Consider the following 19181-nt stretch of genomic DNA (forward strand, 5'->3'; position numbering starts at 1 on the left):
CCTGTGAGTATCGCCCCATGACCACAACCACCCACCTTCCGGCCCCGGGGAAGGCCCGCACCAAGCTCACCCGCGCCGAGCGCAACGAGCTCACCAAGCACAAGCTGTTCGAGGCGGCGCGCAAGGTGGTGGGGCGGCTCGGCTATGCCGAGGCCTCGGTGGCGCGCATCACCACCGAGGCGGGCGTGGCCCAGGGCACCTTCTACAACCACTTCACCAACCGGCAGGAGCTGCTCGACCAGCTCCTGCCGGAGATCGGCAAGGACATGCTGCGCTTCATCCGCGAGCGCACCCGCGACGACGCGCCGGAATCGGGCCGGGAAGCCGACCGCTTTCGAGCGTTCTTCGACTATCTCAAGGAAGTGCCGGAATTCCTGCGCATCCTCAACGAGGCGGAGCTGTTCGCGCCGGCCGGCTACCGGCAGCACATCGCGACCATCGCCGGGGCCTATGCCCGCGTGCTCCGCCGCGGCCGCGACCGGGGCGAGGTGCAGCCCTTCACCGATGAGGAGATCGAGGTCCTCGTCCACATGTTCATGGGCGCCCGCGGCTATCTCAGCCAGTGCTACGCCTATGCCGACCATGCGGTGACCGTGGTGCCGGACTATGTGATGTCGGCCTACGGCAAGCTCCTGGCCGGCGGCCTGTTCATTGAGCCGCCGTCCCGCGACAAGGCCGCGGCGCCGGCCGCCCGCGGCCGCTGAGCGCCCCGCCGCGCGGGCCGCGGGCGCGGTTGCGCGTTCGGGGCCAAGCAAGCGCCCGAATTTTCTGGCCTACCGCGTCTTGGTCACGCGATCCGCTGCCCGCTTCCCGCAGAAATCTCAGATCCGGCAAGGCATTGCCGCCCGTCCGCCGCGCCCGGCAGGGGTCTGCCGCGCGCGGATTGCGGATTGTCGGGCGCGCGGCGATCTTCTATCCTGGCAGGAATTCGTCATTCAGAATAGAATATCATATAGAGAATGGACATCCCGGAAAAGCCCAGCACCCCCGTCACCGCTTTGGTGCGGGGCATCGCGATCCTGCGGTATCTCAATGCCCAGGACGAGCCGGCGGGGGTGATCCAGATCGCCCGTGACCTGAAGATCAACCAGAGCACCTGCTTCAACCTGCTGCGCACCCTGGCGCACGAGCGCCTGGCGGTGTTCGATCCCGCCACCAAGAAATATTCCCCCGGCATCGGGGTCCTGGAGCTGGCGAGCGGCGTGCTCCAGCAGGGCGGTTATATCCGCCTCATCCATCCCCGCCTGATGCGGGTGGCGGAGGCGCATTCGGCGACCGTCATCCTCTGGCGGCTGGTGAGCCCGAGCCGCGTGCTGCTGGTGGACCTCGCCGAGGCGCCAGTGCCGCTGCGGGTGCACATGAGCGTCGGCCAACGCCTGCCTTCGCTCATCGGCGCCCTGGGACGCTGCTTCGCAGCCCATCTCGGCCTGCCCAAGGCGCGCATCCGTGCCATGTTCAAGGAGCTGCGCTGGCAGGACCCGCCCCCCTTCGAGCAGTATTGGGCCGAGGTGGAGGCCACCCGCCGCGACGGCTATGCGGTCGATATCGGCCGCTACAACCGCAACTTCACCACGGTGGCCGCGCCGGTGTGCGGGCCCGATGGCCTCGCCACCATGGCGCTCTCGGCCATCGCCTTCACCAACGATCTCGACGCGGACCGGGTGCGCGCCCTCGCCGCCGATCTCCAGGCGGTGGCTGCGGAAGCCGCCGGGGCCCTGGGCCTGGAAGGGGCCGGCGGGCCGGCCCCCACCGAGGCGGAGGCCCCGAGCCGCCGCAGCCGGCGGGACACCCGCGCCCGGCCGGAGTGACGCGCGCCGCCCGCCGCGGCGGGCGGCTTTCCAGGCGGGCTCTCTGAGAGGACTCGGACCCTAGAGCATTTTCAAGCGAAGTGGATACCGGTTCGCGTGAAGAAAATGCGTCAAAACTATATTCTAGAGCGATTGCCGTGAGCCAAAGCGAACGGAAAACGCTCTAGGTGCCGCGCCCGAGGCCGCCCAGATAGCGGGCGATGGTCTCGCGCACGCCGGGGCGCTGGAAGTTCTCGTGCATCAGCGGGGCGAGGCGGTCCATGCGGGCCGGCAGGTCGGACGGCTTGAGCACCTGCCGGGCCCGCCGGCCGATGCCGAGGGCTTCCGCATTGTCCCGGTAGAAGGCGATGCGCGGCTCGATCCCGGCGGAAAAGTCGGCGGCGGGCAGGATGTCGGTGACAAGGCCGAGGGCGCGCGCCTCGACGGCGTTGAGGAGCCGCCCGCCGGCGCACATCTGGAAGGCGGTGGCGGGGGAGACTTTCTCCTCCAGCACCGCGTGCACCAGCACCGGATACATGTTGAAGAGGATCTCCGGCAGGCCGAAGGCGAGGTCGTCCGCCGCCAGCACCACGTCGCACAGGGCGGCGATGAGCACGCCCGCGCCGAGGGTGCGCCCATGGATGGCCGCGACGAGCGGTCGCGGGCTGGCGAGGCCCGCCTCCACGATGGCGCGAAGGCCCTCCTCCTGGCGCTCCAGGTTCCCCGCGCCGCGGATGAACTCGCCGATGTCGGCGCCGGCGCAGAAGCCGCGCGGTCCCGCGCCCTCGATCACCGCAAGGGTGGCGGAGCCGGGCCCGGCGATGGCGGCGGCAAGCTCCGACATCATGGCCGCCGAGAGGGCGTTCGCCTTGCCCGGCCGGTCGATGCGGATGCGGCGGACTCCGCCGGCCTCGGCGACGGTGACGACGCCATCCATCGCCGGGCCGCCGGCCAAGGTCCCATCGGTCATGACGCCTCCTTCACCAGCGCGTCGAGGGCGACGGCGCTCGCCCCGCGCACCACCAGCGGGTTGATCTCGATCTCCTCGATGCGCGGCTCCGCGAGGAAGCGCTCGCCGAGGCGGGCGAGCGCGCCGGCCAGCGCCGCCACGTCCACCGGCGGGCGGCCGCGGAAGCCGTCGAACAGCCGTGCGCAGCGCAGCCCGCGGAGCATGGCCTCGATCTCCGCCGCGCCGAGGGGCAGGAAGCCCATGGCGACGTCCGGGGCGAGCTCCACCTCCACCCCGCCGCGGCCCACCACCAGCATGGTGCCGAACACCGGGTCGCGGCGTAGGCCCGCGATCAGCTCCATGTCGAAGCCGACCATGCGCTCGATCAGCACGCCCTCGCAGGTAACGCCGGCCGCCGCGCCCCGGGCCAGGAGGTCGGCCACCGCGACCGCCGCCGCGTCGGCGTCGGCAAGGCCGAGGATCACCGCGCCGTGCTCGCTCTTGTGCGGCATCTGCAGACTTTGGAGCTTGGCCGCATAGGGGCCGGGCAGGTCCGTGAGGGCCGAGGCCACCGCCGACGGCGTGGCCACCAGCACGCCTTCCGGCAATGCGAGGCCGCCCATCTCCCGAAGCCGCGCCTTGCTGCGCCATTCGGTGAGCTGGCGCGCCGCGGCGACCGGCGCGGCGCCGGGGGTGGCGTCGGCGAGGCCCGCCGCGCGGGCCTGAGCCTTGGCGCCGTGCATCACGTGGGCGAGGGCCGTCACTGCTGCCGGGATGTCGCCATAGACCGGGATGCCCGCCGCCTCGAGCCGCGCCACCACCGGCCGCGGCGCGCCGATCCACACCACCACGAAGGGCTTCCCACTTTCGGTGCGCGCCGCGAGGATGGTTTCGGCCAGCACGTCGGCGATGGAGTGCATGAGGCCGATGAACAGCACGCAGGCGTCCACCTCCGGCGCGGCGCCCATCACCGCCAGGGTCTTGCGGAACATGCCCGTGTCGGAGAGCACGTTGGCGGTGAGGTCGAGGGGGTTCTGCGGCTTGGAATAGCCGGGCAGCACGCCGGCCAGCGCCTGGGCCGTCTCCGGCGCGAGGCGGGGGAAGGCGAGGCCGGATTCCTCGATGGCGTCCGCCAGCATCACCCCGGCGCCCCCGGACACGGAGAGCACGCCGACACGCTCGCCCGCCGGCACCGCGCCGTGGAGCACGAGCTTGGCCGCCTCGATCAGCGCGGTGACGGAGGCGACGCGCACCGCGCCGAACTGGGCGAAGAAGGCGTCGTAGACCCGGTCCTCCCCGGCGATGGCGCCGGTGTGGGAGGCGGCGGCCACCGCCCCCGCCGAGGAGCGGCCCGCCTTGATGAGGAACACCGGCTTGCCGGCCCGCGCCGCCGCCACGAGGGCCGCGCGGAACGCCGCGCCGTGCTTCACGTCCTCCACATAGGCGCCGATCACCTTGGTGCCGGGATCGTCCACCAGCATGCCGATGCCGGCGGCAAGGTCGATGTCGCACTCGTTGCCGGTGGTCACCCAGCGGCTCACCCCGAGACCGGCCTGGAGCACGAGGTCGAGCCAGTAGGCCCCGAGCGCCCCGCTCTGGCTGACGAAGCCGAAGCCGCCGGGCACCAGGGCATTCTCCTCCATGGCGGTGGTGAAGGAGGCGATGAGGCCGGTCTCGGCATTGATGACGCCAAGGCAGTTGGGCCCGACGATGCCCACGTCGTGTTCGTCGGCCAGCGCGGTCAGGCGGGCCTGGAGGCGGGCCCCCTCCGCGTCGTGCTCGGAGAAGCCGGAGCTGAGCACGACATAGGAGCGGATGCCAGCGGCGACGCCCTCGGCGATCACCGCCTCCACCTGGGTCGCCGCGGTGCCGATGATGGCGAGGTCCACGGGCCGGTCGAGGGCGGCGAGGGAGGGATAGGCCTTGAGCCCTTGCACCTCGGTGCGGCTGGGGTTCACCGGCACGATCTCGCCGGAAAAGTCGCGCCGCAGCATGTAGGCGATGGGCCGGCCGGTGAGCTTGGCGGGATCGTTGGAGGCGCCCACCACGGCGACCCGGCGGGCCGCCATCAGGCGGGCGATCTTGTCCTTGGGTGACGTCATTGCGCCGAGCTCTCCTTTTCCGCGCGTCTGGCCCTGAGCGCCTGCCGGGCGCGGGCGAGCGCGCCGAGCAGGCCGTCGGGGGCGAAGCGGATAACGACCACCAGCAGCACGCCGTAGATCAGCAGATGGATGCCCGGCACGCTGCCGCCGAAGGCGTGGCGCAGCCATTCGCCCGCCGGCACCAGCAGCAGCGGCCCCACTACGGGGCCCCACACGGTACCCACGCTGCCGACCACGGTGAACAGGATGATCTCGATGACGATGTTGATGTTGGCGAAGGTGCGGGGCTCCACATACTGGAGATACTGCGCGTAGAAGGTGCCGCCGAACGCCATCAGGGCGCCGCTGAGGCCCATGGCGAGCATCTTGTACTTCAGCACCGGAATGCCGATCGCCCGCGCCGCCCGCTCATTGTCGCGCAGCGCCCGCAGATAGAGCCCGACGCGGGTGCCGTAGAGCCAGATGGTGAGCCCCAGCGCCACCGCCACATGGACCAGGATGACGATATAGTAGCTGGAATCGTTGCGGAACTGGTAGGCCGCCGGCGTTCCCCGCATGGGCAAAGTGAGCCCGCGGCTGGCGCCGAAGAAGTCCGTGGAGGACAGCGCCAGATAGCCCAGCATGGCGAGGGCGATGGTGGCGAGGGCGAAGGACAAAGGCGGCAGCGCGTAGCGGAACGACAGCCATGCGATGAACACGCCCATCACCGCCGCCACCGCCGCCCCGGCGAACATACCCACCCACGGCGTGAGGCCGAAATGGATGGCGAGCAGGGTGGAGGTGTAGGCCCCGGCCGCCAGGAACAGGCTGTGGCCGATGCAGAACTGGCCGGCGATGCCGCCCACGATGTTCCAGGCGATGCAGAAGTAGACGAACAGCATGGTCATGATGGCGACGTTGACCCAGCTCGACGACAGGGCCAGCGGCACCAGGGCGACCACGACGAAGGCGAGCCACGGCCAGGCTGCCCGGAGGGATTGCTTGGACATCAGTGCTCTCCCAGCAGGCCGTGCGGGCGGAACAGCAGCACGAAGACGAGGATGGCGTAGGGGATCATGGCCCCCACCGTGCCGCCGTAGAGCAGGCTGCCGACGCTCTCGGCGACCCCGATGATGAGCCCGCCCACCATGGAGCCGAGGAAGTTGCCGATGCCGCCGATCACCATGACGATGAGCGCCACCAAGGTGAGGTCGAGCCCCATGGTGGGCGACAGGGTGAACTGGGCCACCACCACCGGCCCGGTGAGGCCGAGGAGCCCGATGCCCACCCCGAAAGCGATGGCCTGCACCCTCTGGATGCGGATGCCCATGAGCGCCGCTGCGTCGCGGTTCTGGGTGATGGCGCGCACCTGCCGGCCGAAATCGGTGCGCATCAGCACGCCATAGAGCGTCACCGAGAGCACCGCCGCCAGCGCTGCGCCCACTAGAAGGGTCCAGGGCATCACCAAAGGCGGCAGCACCAGATTCTTGTTGGAGAGCACCGTGGGCACGGTGAGGTAGTCGCCGCCGAACACGGCGAGCAGGGCGCTCTCCTGCACGAAGACGAGGCCGAGGGTGAGCTGGGCGCCCGCCAGCACGCCCGCCTCCAGCACCGGCTGGACCAGCCGGCGGAACAGCAGCATGCCGAGGGCGAAGAAGACGAAGAACAAAAGGGGCGCAGCCCAGTAGGCGTCCATGTGGAACGCCTGGTAGAGGGCGAAGGCGCCGTACATGGCCAGCGCCAGGAAATCGCCGTGGGCGAAGTTCAGGAGGCCGCCGACGCTGAAGATCAGCGTCAGGGAGAGGGCGATCAGCGCGTAGATCGCTCCCATCTGCAATCCTTGAACCGTCGCCTGCAAGAGCACGTCGAGCGACATCGGGTCCTCACAGGTGTCCGAGATAGGCTTGGCGGGTCGCCGGATCGCGGGCGAGGGCCTCCGACGCCCCCTTCAGCACGATGCGGCCGTTCTCGATGACGTAGCCGCGGGTGGAGACGGCGAGCGAGAGCTTCACGTTCTGCTCCGCCAGGAGGATGGTGAGGCCCTCCCGGTTGAGGCGCCTCAGCGCCGCGTAGGTCTCCTGCACCATCAAAGGCGAGAGGCCGAGGGAGGGCTCGTCGAGGATCAGGAGCTTCGGCTTCGCCATGAGGCCGCGGCCGATGGCGAGCATCTGCTGCTCGCCGCCGGACATGGTGGCGGCCTTCTGGTCGCGCCGCTCGGCGAGGCGGGGGAACAGGTCGAACACCCGCTCCAGGCTCTCGGCCCGCCCCGGGCGGGGGCGCGGATGCACCCCGCCCAGCATCAGGTTCTCCCACACGCTCATGCGCGGGAACACCATGCGCCCCTCGGGCACCAGCACGATGCCGGCCTGAACCGCCCGCTCGGCGCCGCGGCCCGCCAGCTCGGCGGCCTCGAAGCGCACCTGGCCGGCACCGGGCGCGATGAGGCCGGCGATGGTCTTCATGAGGGTGGTCTTGCCGGAGCCGTTGACGCCCACCAGGGCGACCAGCTCGCCCTCGGCGACGGAGAGCTCCACCTCCCGCAGGATCGTGATGCGGCCATAGCCCGCGACGAGGCCGGAAACCTCAAGCAAGTTCGAACTCCTCGCCGAGATAGATCTCGATCACCTTGGGATTACGCACCACGTCCCTGGGCGCGCCCTCGTCGATCTTGCGCCCGGCGCCGATCACCACGATCCGGTCGGACAGGCGCATGATCACGTCCATGATGTGCTCCACCACCACGAAGGTGATGCCGCGCCCGCGCAGCTCGCGGATCAGCCCGACCACCTCGTCGGCCTCGCTGGGCCTGAGGCCGGCCATCACCTCGTCCAGCAGGATCATCTGCGGCCCCGTTGCCACCGCCTTGCCGATCTCCAGGGCCTTCTGGTCGGGCAGGGTGAGCTGGCGGCAGGTGAGGTCGAGCTTGGCGGACAGGCGCACCTGGGCGGCCGCCTCCTCCGCCGCCACCCGCGCGGCGGCGAGCGGCAGGCGCACCAGGGCCGCGGCGGTGAGCGTCTCGCGCACCGTGAGGCTCGGGAACACCTCCACGATCTGGAAGGTGCGGGTGAGGCCGAGCCGGCAGATGTCCTCCGGCGACAGCCGGTCGATCCGGCGGCCGGCGAAGCGCACCGCGCCGGAGGTGGGCCGCACGAAGCCGGACAGGGCCTGGAAGAAGGTGGTCTTTCCGGCGCCGTTGGGGCCGATGAGCCCCACGATCTCGCCGCGGCGGACATCGAGCGACACCCCGTCCACCGCCTTGAGGCCGCCGAAGCGCACGGCCACGTCGGTGGCGGAGAGGAGAATGTCGGCGTCCCCCGGGGCCGGGGGGGCGGGCGGTTGGGTCATGATCGAGGCGCCTTCGGCTGCGGGGGCGAAGCGGGGCGCACTATTTGGCGCCCTTGACGATGGCCTTCGCCGAGGCGACCGCCTCCGGGTAGACGATCTGCTTCCGCCCGTCCTTCCACTGGACGAAGATGGGGCTGGTGCCGGCCAGCATGCCGTCGGCGTCGTAGCTCATGTCGCCGGGAATGATGGGCAGCACGATCTCCGGCGCGCCGGCCTTGAACTTCAGGGCGCGGAAGGCGGCGTTGACCTTCACCGGGTCGTCGGAGCCGGCGTTCTCCAGGGCGCGCACCAGCATGCGGGCGGCCTGCACGCCGAACATGAAGCTCTGGTCGAGGATCTTGTCGGGATAGGCCGCCTTGCCCTGCGCCAGCGCCTGCTTCAGGCCCGGCAGGTTGCCGTCCTCGGAATAGAAGGCGAGGCCGAACGACTTGGTGAGGGTCTTCTCCGCCACTTCCGGCCCGAGCGTGGTCCAGAGCTTGTCGTCGCTGAAGCCGGCCGAGCCGCCGATCCAGATGGGATCGTCATAGCCGAGGTTGAAGCGCGCCTTGTGCAGCAGCACGCCGTCCTGGAAATAAACCACCGAGATCACCGCGTCCGGGGTGAGGTTCTTCACCTTGAGGACGATGGGTGTCATGTCCTTGACGGTGGGCTCGACGGGGATCGAGTCCAGCACCTTCACGCCCTGGGCGGCGAGCGCGGCGGCAGCGGTCTTGGCCACCACCTGGCCGTAGTCGTTGTTGGCGTAGGTGATGGCCGCCGTGTCGATCTTGGCGCCCTGCTTGCGCAGCCACTGCACCAGGTCGGCATAGCCCTTGCCGAAGCCCTCGGCGCTGATGGAGATGGTGGAGAAATAGGGCGTCGTCGGCACGATGGTGGTCTGCAGGCCGAGGCCGCCGGTCTGGTAGCGGTCGGCCACCGGCATGAAGGCCTGGGCCTCCGGCGTCGAATAGGGGCCGACGATGAAGGCTACCTTGTCCTCGGACATCAGGCGGCGGGCCTCCAGGGAGGTCTTGGCGGCCTCCGAGCCGTTGTCCGCCACCACGAGGTCGATCTTGGCGCCGCCCAGACTCTTGATGCCGCCGGCGGCATTGACGTCCTTGACCACCATCTCGACGCCGCGCAGCACGCTGAGGCCGCTTTCGGCATAGCGGCCGGTGCGGGGCACCAGCACGCCCACCTTCACGTCGCCGGCGAAGGCGGGGGCGACGGCGGGCAGGGCGGAAAGGACCACCAGCGCGGCGAGCCCGGCGGCCTTCACATGTCGCAATCCCTTGATCATGGCGTTTCCTCCTCCTCGTATTCGGCGCATGGGCCGGGTTGGTCCCGGTCTTCCGCCGAAGGTTCCGCTCAGGTCGCGAGCGACAGCGTTCCGGTGATGACGGCCTCGCCCTTCTGGTTGGCGACGGTCACGTCGTAGGCGGCGCCCGAGCCCGGCACGAGCCGGCCGGAGGCGGAGACCACGTCGTCCTCCCGCACCGGCCGCACGAACCGCACCTCCAACCGCGCGCCCTCGGCCGCCTGCCGGCCATAGGTGGCGCCGAGCGCTTGCCAGATCAGGTTCAGCGACAGCATGCCATGGGCGATGATGCCGCCCATGGCGGTGCGGGCCGCGAAGTCGGGGTCCACGTGGATCGGGTTGAAGTCGTCGGTGATCTCCGCATAGAGGCGGATCGCGTTGCGGTCCACGCGCTTCGATACGGTGACGAGCTCGGCGACGCGGTCGGTCATGGTCATTTCGCCCACAGGGTGGTCATGAGGCCAGTGAAGAGCGTCTCCCCGTCGGCGCTCCGGGTTTCCGTCGCGAACCGCACCCAGCGGCGGTCGCCGCGCAGCTCTTTGTCGCGGCAGGAGAGCGTCGTCTCCATGGCATCGCCGACGGCGGGCAGGCGGGTCACCTCGAAGACCTGCGCGCCGTGGATGTTGCCCGGCGGGCGCGGCTGGAGCAGGTCCGAATAGGCGCGGATGAACACCGCCGCCGTCATGCCGGGGGGCATCTTCTCCCCGCCGCGGTCGTCCGGGAAGAGGGTCAGCCAGCGCTCCACCAGATCGCGGGTCAGGGTGAGGCTGCGGGTGCCGATCACCGCGCCGGGCTCGAAGGTGTCGAACAGGAACATGGCTCAGGCCTCCGTCCCGGCGAGCGGCCGCGCAAAGGGCTGCGCGAGAGGCCGTGCCTGGGGCAGCGGCGGGCCGTCGGCCGCGGGCTCGAAGAAGATCTCCACGGGAAGGCCGATGGTGACCGCCTCCGGGTCGTCGGTGCGCACGTTCATCATGGCGCGCACGCCCTCCTCCAGCTCGACGATGGCGAGCACATAGGGAACGTCAGCCTTGAACGCCTCGATGGGCGCGCGGTGCACCACCGTGGCGGAATAAACCGTGCCGCGCCCGCTCGCCGTCCGCCAGTCGAGCGCGGTGTCGTGGCAGGCGGTGCAGGAGACCCGCGGCGGGAACTGGCCGTGGCCGCAGGCGCAGCAATGCTGGAAGGTGAAGCGCCCGGCGGCGCAGGCCTCCCAGAACGGCGCGGTGACGGAATTCGGCTTCGGCAGGGGTTTCGGAAGGGAATTGGCGTCGGACATTCACGACCTCCCGAGAACGAGCGAGCAATGGGCGGAGAGGATGCCGCCATCGCCGTGCACGAAGGCGAGCTCCGGGTCGGCCACCTGCCGGCCTTCCGCCTCGCGGCGGAGCTGGCGCACCGCCTCCACCACGTGGAACATGCCGCCCGCCGCGCCCGAATGGGCGTAGGAGAGCAGGCCGCCATGGGTGTTGCAGGGCAGGGCGCCGGCAAGGTCGAGGGCGCCGCCCAGGATGGCCGGGCCGGCCTCGCCGCGGGCGAAGAAGCCGATGGATTCCAGCTCCACCAGCAGGGTGATGGTGAAGCTGTCGTAGATCTCCGCCACGTCGATGTCCCGGGCGGTCACGCCGGCGCGGGCGAAGGCCTGGGCGGCGGACTGCTTGCAGCCGAAATCCGTGAGGGAGGGGGCCGCGACGATGTGCTCGTGGGTGTTCATCTGCCCGGTGCCGAGCACGTCGATGCCGTGCCGGGCGGTGTTGCGGGCGGCGTCGGCCGCGCTCACCACCACGGCGGCGGCGCCGTCGGAGATCAGGCAGCAGTCCAGCAGGCGCAGCGGTGTGGCGATGAGCTTGGAATTGGCCACGTCGTCGAGCGTGATGGGCGTGCGCATCTGCGCCTTGGGATTGCGCATGGCATGGGTGCGGTGGGCCACCGCCACGCCGGCGAGGTGCTCTCCGGTCACGCCGTACTCGCGCATGTAGCGCTGCGCCACCAGGGCGTAGGCCGGCGGCACGCCGATGCCGTAGGGCCGCTCGAACTCGGCATGGCCCACCTCGGCGAGCGCCGCCACCGCTTGGTCGCGGGTCATGCCGGTCAGGCGGTTGTCGCCGCACACGCAGAGCACGTGGCGGCAGAGGCCCGCCGCCACCAGCGCCGCGGCGTGCATCACCTGGGCGCAAGCGGTGGCTCCGCCGGCCTGCACGGCCACCGAATAGGACGGCGTGATGCCGAGGAACTCGCTCACCACCGATGACAGCATCAGATGGGGGGCGGTGAAGGAATAGGCGGCGAGCACGCCGTCGATGTCGCCCAGCGACAGGCCGGCATCCGTCACCGCGGCGCGGGCGGCCTCGGCCTGGAGGCCGAGGGAAGTGGAGCCTTCGAGCCGCCCCACGGCGGTGTCGGCGGCGCCGGTGATGACCGCTTTCGCCATGCTATTTGTCCCCCTTGGGCTGGAACCGCTCCCAGACGAACCCCAGGGGCTTCCTGGCGAGGAAGTCGGCGACGGCTTCGTGGTGGTAGGGGGTCTCCAGCGCCACCGCCTGGGCGTAGGCCTCCAGCTCCGCCAGAGCGTGGCGGTCGAGGTTGAAGGCCTGGTTCAGCACGGTCTTGGCCATGCCGATGGCGTCCGTGGGCGCATGGCGGAACCGCTCGGCAAAGGCGATGCCGGCGGCGAGGGCGTCGCCCTCCGGCAGGATGTCATGGACGATGCCGAGGCCCTTCGCCTCCTCCGCGCCGAGGACACGGCCGGAAAAGATCAGCTCCTTGGCGCGCTGGAGGCCGACGATGCGGGGCAGCAGTTGAAGGCCGCCGAGGTCGGGCACGAGGCCGATGCGCACGAACACCGCGCAGAACTGGGCGCGCGGTGTCGCCAGGATAAAGTCGGCGGCGAGCGCGAGGTTGAAGCCGGCGCCGAAGGCCGGGCCGTCCACCACCGCCACCACGGGCATCTCCAGGTCGAGCAGTTCATCGAACCAGGTATGGAGCCGTCGGATGCGCTCGCGGTTGACCGGCGCGGGGCGGCGGCCGGCGGACAGGGACTTCAGGTCGCCGCCGGCGCAGAACGAGCCGCCGGAGCCGGCGATGACCAGCGCCTTGGCGTTGCGCTCTTCGCGCAGGGTCCTGAGCACCGCCTCGATCTCCCGGCGCATGTCCAGGTCGAGGGCGTTGCGCTGGTCGGGCCGGTTCAGCACGAGGCGCGCGATGTCGTTCTCCACCGAAAACGTCAGGGTGGAATAGGCCGTCACAGTCGGGCTCCCAGGTCGCGCGAGATGATGTTGCGCTGGATTTCCGAGGTGCCTTCCCCGATCACATAGACTAGGGAGTCCCGGTGGAAGCGGGCGACGGGATATTCCTGCATGATGCCGGCGCCGCCGAGGATGCGCACCGCCTGCTCGGTCACCCGCACGGCGGTCTCGCTGGCCACCAGCTTCACCTTGGAGGCGGTGACCGCGTCGATGGTGCCCTGGTCCACCCGCCAGGCGCCGTAATAGACCATCCACTTGGCCGCCTCGATGTCGGCGGCCATGTCCGCGAGCTTGTGGGCTATGGCCTGGTAGTTGAGGACCGGCTTGCCGCGCACCATGCGGGTGGAGGCGAAGGAGAGCGCCGCGTCGAACGCGCCGCGGGCCATGCCGAGGCAGTTGGCGGCGACCCCCACCCGGTTCTCCGAGAGGGATTCCAGCACGATGCCGTAGGTGCCCACGGTGCCGCCCAGGAGCGCCTCGTCGGGCACGAAGGCGTCGGCGATATGGATGAGGCCGGTCTCGGAGGCGCGGATGCCGTCCTTCTTCAGCTTGTGGATGTCGAAGCCGGCATCGGGCAGGTCCACGATGAACAGGCTGATGGCGTCTGCGGTCGGCTCGGGCTTGGTGCGGGCCGCCACCACCAGGAAGTCGGCGATCGGCGCGTTGGTGATGTAGAGCTTGGCGCCGTTGAGCCGCCAGCCGCCCTCCATTTTCTCCGCGCGGGTCTTCATGCTGCGCACGTCGGAGCCGCCGTCGGGTTCGGAGAGGCCGAAGCCGCCGATCTTCTCGCCGGCAAGGCCGGGGGCGAAGTAGCGCGCCTTCTGCTCGGCGGTCCCGGCCCGCCAGATGGGCCAGAGCGCGAGATGGGTGTGGGCCGACCAGGAGGAGGAGAAGGCCTGGCACACCCGGCTCATCTCCTCGCGCACGATGCAGTCGGAGATCTTGTCGAACCCGGCGCCGCCGTCCGCTTCCGGATAGCGCACGCCTAAAAGGCCCAGCTCCGCCCACTGGCGGAACAGGCCGCGGGGAAACACCTCGCCTTCCTCGGCCGCCGGAACCAGCGGGGCGAGCTGCTCGGCGGCAAAACGCGCAACGGTCTCGCGCACCTGCTCGTGCTGCGCGGAAAACGCAAAGTCCATCCGGCTCTTCCTCCCTTGCGCCCCGGCCCTCTCGCGCCCCGGCCCCTCGGTGGGGGTGGCGGAGCTGGGTTCCGATTACGCATAATATTCTATAATTAGAATTACATTCTTCTTTCGAAATACAAATTGGCGCCTTCGGCCGGTCGTGTCAACATCGGCGGGTGAGACAGCCGTGTTCCGCGCGGCTGTGCCCTCCCCAATAAAACGCCCAGGGACCGACCGATGACCGACGCCAAGGACCGCCGCCCCGCGAACACCGTGGACCGCACCCTGTTCCGGGACATGTGCGCCCGCTTCGCCAAGGCGGAGGCCGCGCCCCGCTGGCAGGCGGCGGACCGCGACAAGACCTTCCCCCGCGATTTCTACGTGGCCGCCGCCCGGGCCGGGCTGATCGGCATCACCGCCTCGCCCGACGTGGGCGGCTCCGGGCTCGGCGCCTATGAGGAGGCCATCGCCATGGAGGAGACCGCCAAGGTGAACGCCAACCTCGCGGTGTCCATCCTGGTGCAGAACGTGGCAGGCTCCATCCTCTACGATTACGGCTCGCCCGAGCAGCGCGAGATCGCCGCGCGGGTGATCGCGGGTGACTGCCTGGTGGCCATTACCGTGACCGAGCCGGAGGCCGGTAACGACGTGCAGAACGTGAAGACCACCGCCCGCCGCGACGGCGACGACTGGGTGGTGGACGGGCTGAAATCCTTCATCACCCTGGGTGGCGACTGCGACGTGCTCGTCACCCTGGCCCAGACCGACCCGGCCAGGGGCCGCCACGGCATGCAGTTCTTCGCCATCGACCGGGCGAGCCTCGGCGTCACCTGCAGCCAGATCGAGACCTATGTGAACCGTCCCGCGCCCACCTACCGGGTGCAGTTCGACAATGTGCGCGTGCCCGAGCGGCGGCGGCTCGACGCCGGCTTCCGGGAGATCATGGCGGGGTTCAACCGCGAGCGCATCATGGTGGCGGCGCGCTGGCTCGGCCACATGCAGACCGCGCTCGCCTGGGCGCGGGACTATGCCTTGACCCGCCACCAGTTCGGCCGGCCGCTGGCGGCCAACCAGTCCATCGCCTTCCAGCTCGCCCAGTGCCACGTGGACGTGGAGGCGACCCGTCACCTCACCTACCAGGCCGCCGAGCGCTTCGATTCCGACCTGCCCCTGAAGGACATCATCCTCGACGTCTCGTCCGCCAAGCTGTTCGCCACACAGGCGGTGGTGCGGGTGACCCAGGCGGCGCTGCATGTGGGCGGCGGCTGGGGCCTCACGGAGGAGCTGCCGGTCATGCGCCTTGCCCTCGACGCCTTGGTGGCACCGGTGACGGTGGGCAGCTGGGAGATCCAACTGCGCGCCATCGCCCGCGAGATGGGCCTGCCCTGCCCGTGAGGGCAGGTCGGTCTCGGCAGGTCCCGCAGCACATCCCGCAACGGGCCCGCCGTCATCGCTTCAGGAGCTTCCGCAGCTCCGCCAGGAGGCGGGTGTTGATGACGTGTCCGCCGGCCCGAGCCAGCCGCGCCTGGCCTGGTCGATGCCGAAGCGCATGAGGCCGAAGGCTTCCCGGGTGTGGGCGTCGGTGGAGACGGCGAGCTTCACGCCCGCCTCCCGCGCGGCGAAGGCATGGACGTCGTCGAGGTCGAGGCGGTCGGGTTCGGCATTGATCTCCAGGTGGCAGCCCCGGTCGCGGGCGGCGGCCATCCGCCCAGCCAAGCTGTCGGAGATCCGCGGCAGGGTCAGCACATTTGCCGAGCCGGTGAGCAGAAAGCGACCCGGCCGATAATCCTCGTCGACGGTCTTCTTGATCGCCAGCAGGAGGTCGGGCACGCGCTGGATCTCGTCGATGATGGCCCGGTCCAAGCCCCGGATGAATCCGGCCGGATCGGACTGGGCCGCCTCAAGGACCGTCTGATCGTCGAGCGTGATATAGGTCCGGCCGGCTTCCCCCATCTTTCGGACGAGTGTAGTCTTGCCGGCCCGTCGCCGTCCCACGATCAGCACCACCGGGGTATCCGAAAGGGCTTCCTCCACCCTCCGCTCTACAAACCGCTCGAACATGCCATCCCCGAATTCCGGACAACCGGGACTATTGATACCGGCTGATTGGAAGTCAATGGCCCGCTGATTGGAAGAGCATGGGTCGCCCTCTGGAAGCATAAGGGGGAAAGCTTTCCCCCTGCGGTCCAGCCCGCCGTCTTGGCCGACCCCTTCTATGTGGAGACCCCAGGCTGGGCCAAAACTCGCCCCGGACCGGCGGGCTAACTCGCTTCCCAAGTGGGTGATTGAAAGGGATCGCCCAGTTTGGCGCCCCAAGTTGTTTCAGCGGCCAGAACGGGTCGGTGACCGCCTCATGCTCTGTGGCATCGGGTCTCACTGTAGAAGGGCTTCAGATGTGCCCGGATGCCGGCGAGGCCCACGAACCGGTCGAGAGCCCGCACGAGGTGGCCTGCGGGAACGTGGCGTTCGAGGCTGAACTCGTAGAACAGCTCCTCCTGCATCACCGTCCGCTCACCCATCATCGGCCTGCCCCCCCATCACAAGGACGACTGAATCAGGACTTCGCCCCCGCAGCAACGCCGACTTTTTCAACGGAATCAGCCCTCATCTGTCGTTACCGAAGCGGGCTCCCACCATGTTCATAGTCAAAAGGCGAGGAGCGGCATTAATTGCACGCACTCGCAGCGTTCAAGAATTGCATCGGCTTGTTAAGGGGCAGAGGTCGGCCGCCTGCGGCAGGGCTTTCCCTGGCCGACGCGAGGGTCTATCACAGCGCGCTTTTTCCAAACCGGGAGTGGGGCGCGCCCATGCGCAAGATCGTCGCCGGCAAGCTGCACGGCATCACCGTGACCGGGGCCGAACTCAACTATCACGGCTCCATCACGCTGGATCCCGACCATTGCGAGGAGGCGGGAATCCTCCCGCTCGAGTTCGTGGAGATCTGGAACCGCAATTCCGGCGCCCGCATCTCCACCTACGTGATTCTCGGCGAACGCGGCTCGCGCTGCTGCATCCTCAACGGCGCCGCCGCGCGCACCTGCCAGCCCGGCGACCAAGTGATCATCTGCAACTCGGTCTACGTGCCGGAAGAGGAGATCGTGGCACTACGCCCGCGGGTGCTCACCTTCGACGCGGACAACCGCATCGCCTCCCGCCTGACCTATGAAGTGACGCGGGACGCGGTCGGACGCTATCACTTCGCCGTGCGCGACGGGCAGGGCACGGCGCAGCCGGTGCCGCTCAGGGCGGGGCCCGACAAGGCGGGGCAGGCCTGACGGGACCGGGCCCTTTTCCCCGAGAAGCCCCTAGAACTTGTAGTTGAAGCCGACGCGCGCCGTCTGCGAGGTCACCCCGCATCGGCGATGCGGATGCGGCAGGCGGCAAAGCGCGCACTCAAGGGTCCCTTGGTGCCCGCCGCCAGGAGCCCTTGCGCCATCGGGCTCGGGCCAGCACCGCCTCGGCGGGCACGGAAAGCTGGTCGGGGATCTGGTTCTTGCGGGGCCGGCCGCGCCCGGCGACGGGGAAGACGAGCGCGACATCGGCGCCATAGACCTTCTGGTGATTCGGGATGCCCACGGCCCAGGCGAGGCCGCGGGCGCTCAGGCCCTGTCGGAAGGACGCGGACAGGTCTTAGCCGGCATCGGCCAGCACCAGGCCGAAGCGCACGCCTTGCGCCATGACCGGTCGATCTCCTGAAGGGCGCCCCCGGGCTTGGAGCGCGGCGCCTAGAAAAGCTCCGGCACGCCGCGGCGACCATGCGTTCAACATCGTTGGTCCAGCTCTCCGGCAGGAACAGGCGCAGTCCCAGGACGACGGGAACCTCGAGCTCGCTCTCTGGATCAAGCCAACAGATCAGCGGACACCATCGGGGCCAGCGGTCATAAGACTGCATCAACAGGCCGGAGACATTACCGCACCCGCGATCGCCCATTGCAGGAATCAAACCCTTGATCAGCGGGCGTCGTCCAGACATGACTATGCGGTATCGCTCGACGGACCGCCTCTGTCGTCGTGGCGCACCCATGGAGAACCTGGCCCATAGCGCATCCTTCCATTCCTGCGAAAAGACTGCACCATCAAAGCTTGGGATCAGTTCCTCGTTATCCTCAACACCATTCTCCGCAAAAGCGCACCAACCTCTCCCGTTTGAAAATACCGTTGCCCCACCGAATGGCTGCCCTTTTTCGGGCAGGCTGGTGTCGTCGAGGACGATGGCGACGTAGGCCATCCACGGGCGGTCAATCGCCCGTGTGAATTGCGCCTCAAGCGGAGTGACGTAAGTCGCCATCGCCCACCGGACTATATGCGAGCCTACTTTCCGGCTCCATGCGGTACAGCGCGAAGAACAGATACAGAGAAGGCTCACGAACCCTCAGTTCCCGACTCAGAACTCTATGAAGGATAGCAGTACCTTGCGACGCGCCTTGTGAGGATACGGAGATTTGCGACGAAGATCCGCGCCTCAGCACTGGCGATGGTTTTTTCGTAGTCCTTGGCGAGCCTTCGGCAGCGTCCGAGCCATGCGAAGGTGCGATCAACGACCCAGCGCCGCGGCAAAACCTCGAAGCCGGTGGCGCGATCGGAGCGCTTGATGATCTGAAGGGTCCATTGGCCGACCTTGGTCAAGCGCCCCTTCAGTTTGTCGCCGCCATAGCCGCCATCGGCGAAGACATGACGCAGCCAGGGATAGCGATGGCGGATCGAACTCAGGACCTCGGCGGCCCCGTCTCGATCCTGGATATCGGCGCCGTGGACGACGAGCCCGACCAGATGGCCGAGTGTGTCGGTGACGATGTGGCGCTTGCGGCCCTTGATCTTCTTGCCGGCGTCGAAGCCGCGAACACCGCCGCTTTCGGTGGTCTTGACGCTCTGGCCGTCAACGATGCCGGCCGTTGGGCTCGCCTCCCGGCCTTCGAGTTCACGCGCCGCCGTGACGAGATGGTGGCTGATCGTCTTCAGAACCCCACGGTTGCGCCAATCGTAAAAGTAGCGCTGGACGGTCGTGAAGGGCGAGAAGTCCCTGGGCAGCAGGGACCACGGGCAGCCGCTCGACGCCAGATACAAGATCCCGTTCACGACCTCGCGAAGGTCTGTCGTTCGGGGGCGACCAAGGGGCCTCGGCTCGGGCAGGAATGGCGAAATCAGCGCCCACTCCCGATCGGTCAGATCCCTTGAATAGCGCAGCCCTCAGCGGACATGATCACGCCGAGCGGTTTCAGTCCAGGACATCGTGGCCTCCATCAAGTCTCGCAACCTGACGGAATCACAACCGACTGAAACCGCTAAACTCTTTTCGAGTTGGGCTCTCAGAGGGGTGCTCCTGGAGGGCCTCCACCCTCCTTACCGCCGAAGGAAG

Annotated in this window: 18 protein-coding genes and 3 pseudogenes; 4 read left to right on the plus strand and 17 right to left on the minus strand. The window is 69.1% G+C overall.

The window, feature by feature from the left end; genetic code table 11:
* Positions 1-17: 17 nt before the first annotated feature.
* Positions 18-704: a TetR/AcrR family transcriptional regulator gene (locus V5F77_RS24305; protein WP_348848516.1), complete on the plus strand. Its 687-nt coding sequence runs from the start codon at positions 18-20 to the stop codon at positions 702-704.
* A gap of 255 nt (positions 705-959) precedes the next feature.
* A complete protein-coding gene (locus tag V5F77_RS24310; protein WP_348848517.1) occupies positions 960-1808 on the plus strand; it encodes an IclR family transcriptional regulator in 849 nt (282 codons plus the stop codon).
* A gap of 163 nt (positions 1809-1971) precedes the next feature.
* On the opposite strand, the gene V5F77_RS24315 is transcribed toward V5F77_RS24310, so the two are convergent.
* The 13 genes from V5F77_RS24315 to V5F77_RS24375 form a co-directional block, all read right to left on the minus strand.
* Positions 1972-2757, minus strand: coding sequence for an enoyl-CoA hydratase/isomerase family protein (locus tag V5F77_RS24315; protein ID WP_348848518.1), 786 nt, complete (start codon positions 2755-2757; stop codon positions 1972-1974).
* Positions 2754-4838, minus strand: a complete 2085-nt coding sequence (locus V5F77_RS24320) for an acetate--CoA ligase family protein (RefSeq protein WP_348848519.1) — start codon at positions 4836-4838, stop codon at positions 2754-2756. Before V5F77_RS24320 ends, V5F77_RS24315 begins: the two co-directional genes overlap by 4 nt.
* A complete protein-coding gene (locus V5F77_RS24325) occupies positions 4835-5827 on the minus strand; it encodes a branched-chain amino acid ABC transporter permease (protein WP_348848520.1) in 993 nt (330 codons plus the stop codon). Before V5F77_RS24325 ends, V5F77_RS24320 begins: the two co-directional genes overlap by 4 nt.
* Positions 5827-6693, minus strand: coding sequence for a branched-chain amino acid ABC transporter permease (locus V5F77_RS24330; protein ID WP_348848521.1), 867 nt, complete (start codon positions 6691-6693; stop codon positions 5827-5829). Before V5F77_RS24330 ends, V5F77_RS24325 begins: the two co-directional genes overlap by 1 nt.
* 7 nt (positions 6694-6700) lie before the next feature.
* The gene (locus tag V5F77_RS24335) at positions 6701-7408 is read right to left on the minus strand and encodes an ABC transporter ATP-binding protein (RefSeq protein ID WP_348848522.1); all 708 of its coding nucleotides are present in this window, start codon (positions 7406-7408) and stop codon (positions 6701-6703) included.
* Complete coding sequence (locus tag V5F77_RS24340) at positions 7401-8162, minus strand: ABC transporter ATP-binding protein (protein ID WP_348848523.1); 762 nt, start codon at positions 8160-8162, stop codon at positions 7401-7403. Before V5F77_RS24340 ends, V5F77_RS24335 begins: the two co-directional genes overlap by 8 nt.
* Positions 8163-8202: 40 nt before the next feature.
* Positions 8203-9441, minus strand: coding sequence for an ABC transporter substrate-binding protein (locus V5F77_RS24345; RefSeq protein ID WP_348848524.1), 1239 nt, complete (start codon positions 9439-9441; stop codon positions 8203-8205).
* 68 nt (positions 9442-9509) lie between these two features.
* Positions 9510-9890 (minus strand): MaoC family dehydratase, encoded by a 381-nt coding sequence (locus V5F77_RS24350; RefSeq protein ID WP_348848525.1) that lies wholly within the window; start codon positions 9888-9890, stop codon positions 9510-9512.
* A gap of 2 nt (positions 9891-9892) precedes the next feature.
* Positions 9893-10276 (minus strand): hypothetical protein, encoded by a 384-nt coding sequence (locus tag V5F77_RS24355; RefSeq protein WP_348848526.1) that lies wholly within the window; start codon positions 10274-10276, stop codon positions 9893-9895.
* Between the two features lie 3 nt (positions 10277-10279).
* On the minus strand, positions 10280-10735 hold the full coding sequence (locus V5F77_RS24360) for a Zn-ribbon domain-containing OB-fold protein (RefSeq protein WP_348848527.1): 456 nt from the start codon (positions 10733-10735) through the stop codon (positions 10280-10282).
* Positions 10736-11887: a thiolase family protein gene (locus tag V5F77_RS24365; protein WP_348848528.1), complete on the minus strand. Its 1152-nt coding sequence runs from the start codon at positions 11885-11887 to the stop codon at positions 10736-10738.
* A gap of 1 nt (position 11888) precedes the next feature.
* Positions 11889-12701 carry an enoyl-CoA hydratase/isomerase family protein gene (locus V5F77_RS24370; RefSeq protein ID WP_348848529.1) on the minus strand — a complete coding sequence of 271 codons (813 nt, stop codon included), beginning with the start codon at positions 12699-12701 and terminating at the stop codon, positions 11889-11891.
* Complete coding sequence (locus V5F77_RS24375; RefSeq protein ID WP_348848530.1) at positions 12698-13840, minus strand: acyl-CoA dehydrogenase family protein; 1143 nt, start codon at positions 13838-13840, stop codon at positions 12698-12700. The genes V5F77_RS24370 and V5F77_RS24375 overlap by 4 nt, the downstream gene beginning before the upstream one ends.
* Before the next feature lie 222 nt (positions 13841-14062).
* On the opposite strand from V5F77_RS24375, the gene V5F77_RS24380 reads away from it, so the two are divergent.
* Complete coding sequence (locus V5F77_RS24380) at positions 14063-15220, plus strand: acyl-CoA dehydrogenase family protein (protein WP_348848531.1); 1158 nt, start codon at positions 14063-14065, stop codon at positions 15218-15220.
* 294 nt (positions 15221-15514) lie between these two features.
* Here the strand turns inward: V5F77_RS24380 and V5F77_RS24385 are convergent.
* Positions 15515-15886: pseudogene (locus V5F77_RS24385) on the minus strand (AAA family ATPase); the annotation flags it as partial.
* A gap of 314 nt (positions 15887-16200) precedes the next feature.
* Positions 16201-16347, minus strand: a pseudogene (locus V5F77_RS24390) (IS5/IS1182 family transposase); the annotation flags it as partial.
* A gap of 285 nt (positions 16348-16632) precedes the next feature.
* Between V5F77_RS24390 and panD the strand changes: the two are divergent.
* Positions 16633-17100 (plus strand): aspartate 1-decarboxylase, encoded by a 468-nt coding sequence (panD, locus tag V5F77_RS24395; protein WP_348848532.1) that lies wholly within the window; start codon positions 16633-16635, stop codon positions 17098-17100.
* An 80-nt stretch (positions 17101-17180) separates the two neighbouring features.
* Here panD and V5F77_RS24400 read toward each other — a convergent pair.
* Positions 17181-17648 (minus strand): annotated as a pseudogene (locus V5F77_RS24400) (transposase); the annotation flags it as partial.
* Between the two features lie 569 nt (positions 17649-18217).
* A complete protein-coding gene (locus V5F77_RS24405; RefSeq protein ID WP_348848534.1) occupies positions 18218-19009 on the minus strand; it encodes an IS5 family transposase in 792 nt (263 codons plus the stop codon).
* Positions 19010-19181 lie beyond the last annotated feature (172 nt).

It is taken from the genome of Roseixanthobacter psychrophilus, assembly GCF_043195195.1.
GTDB lineage: Bacteria > Pseudomonadota > Alphaproteobacteria > Rhizobiales > Xanthobacteraceae > NCEH01.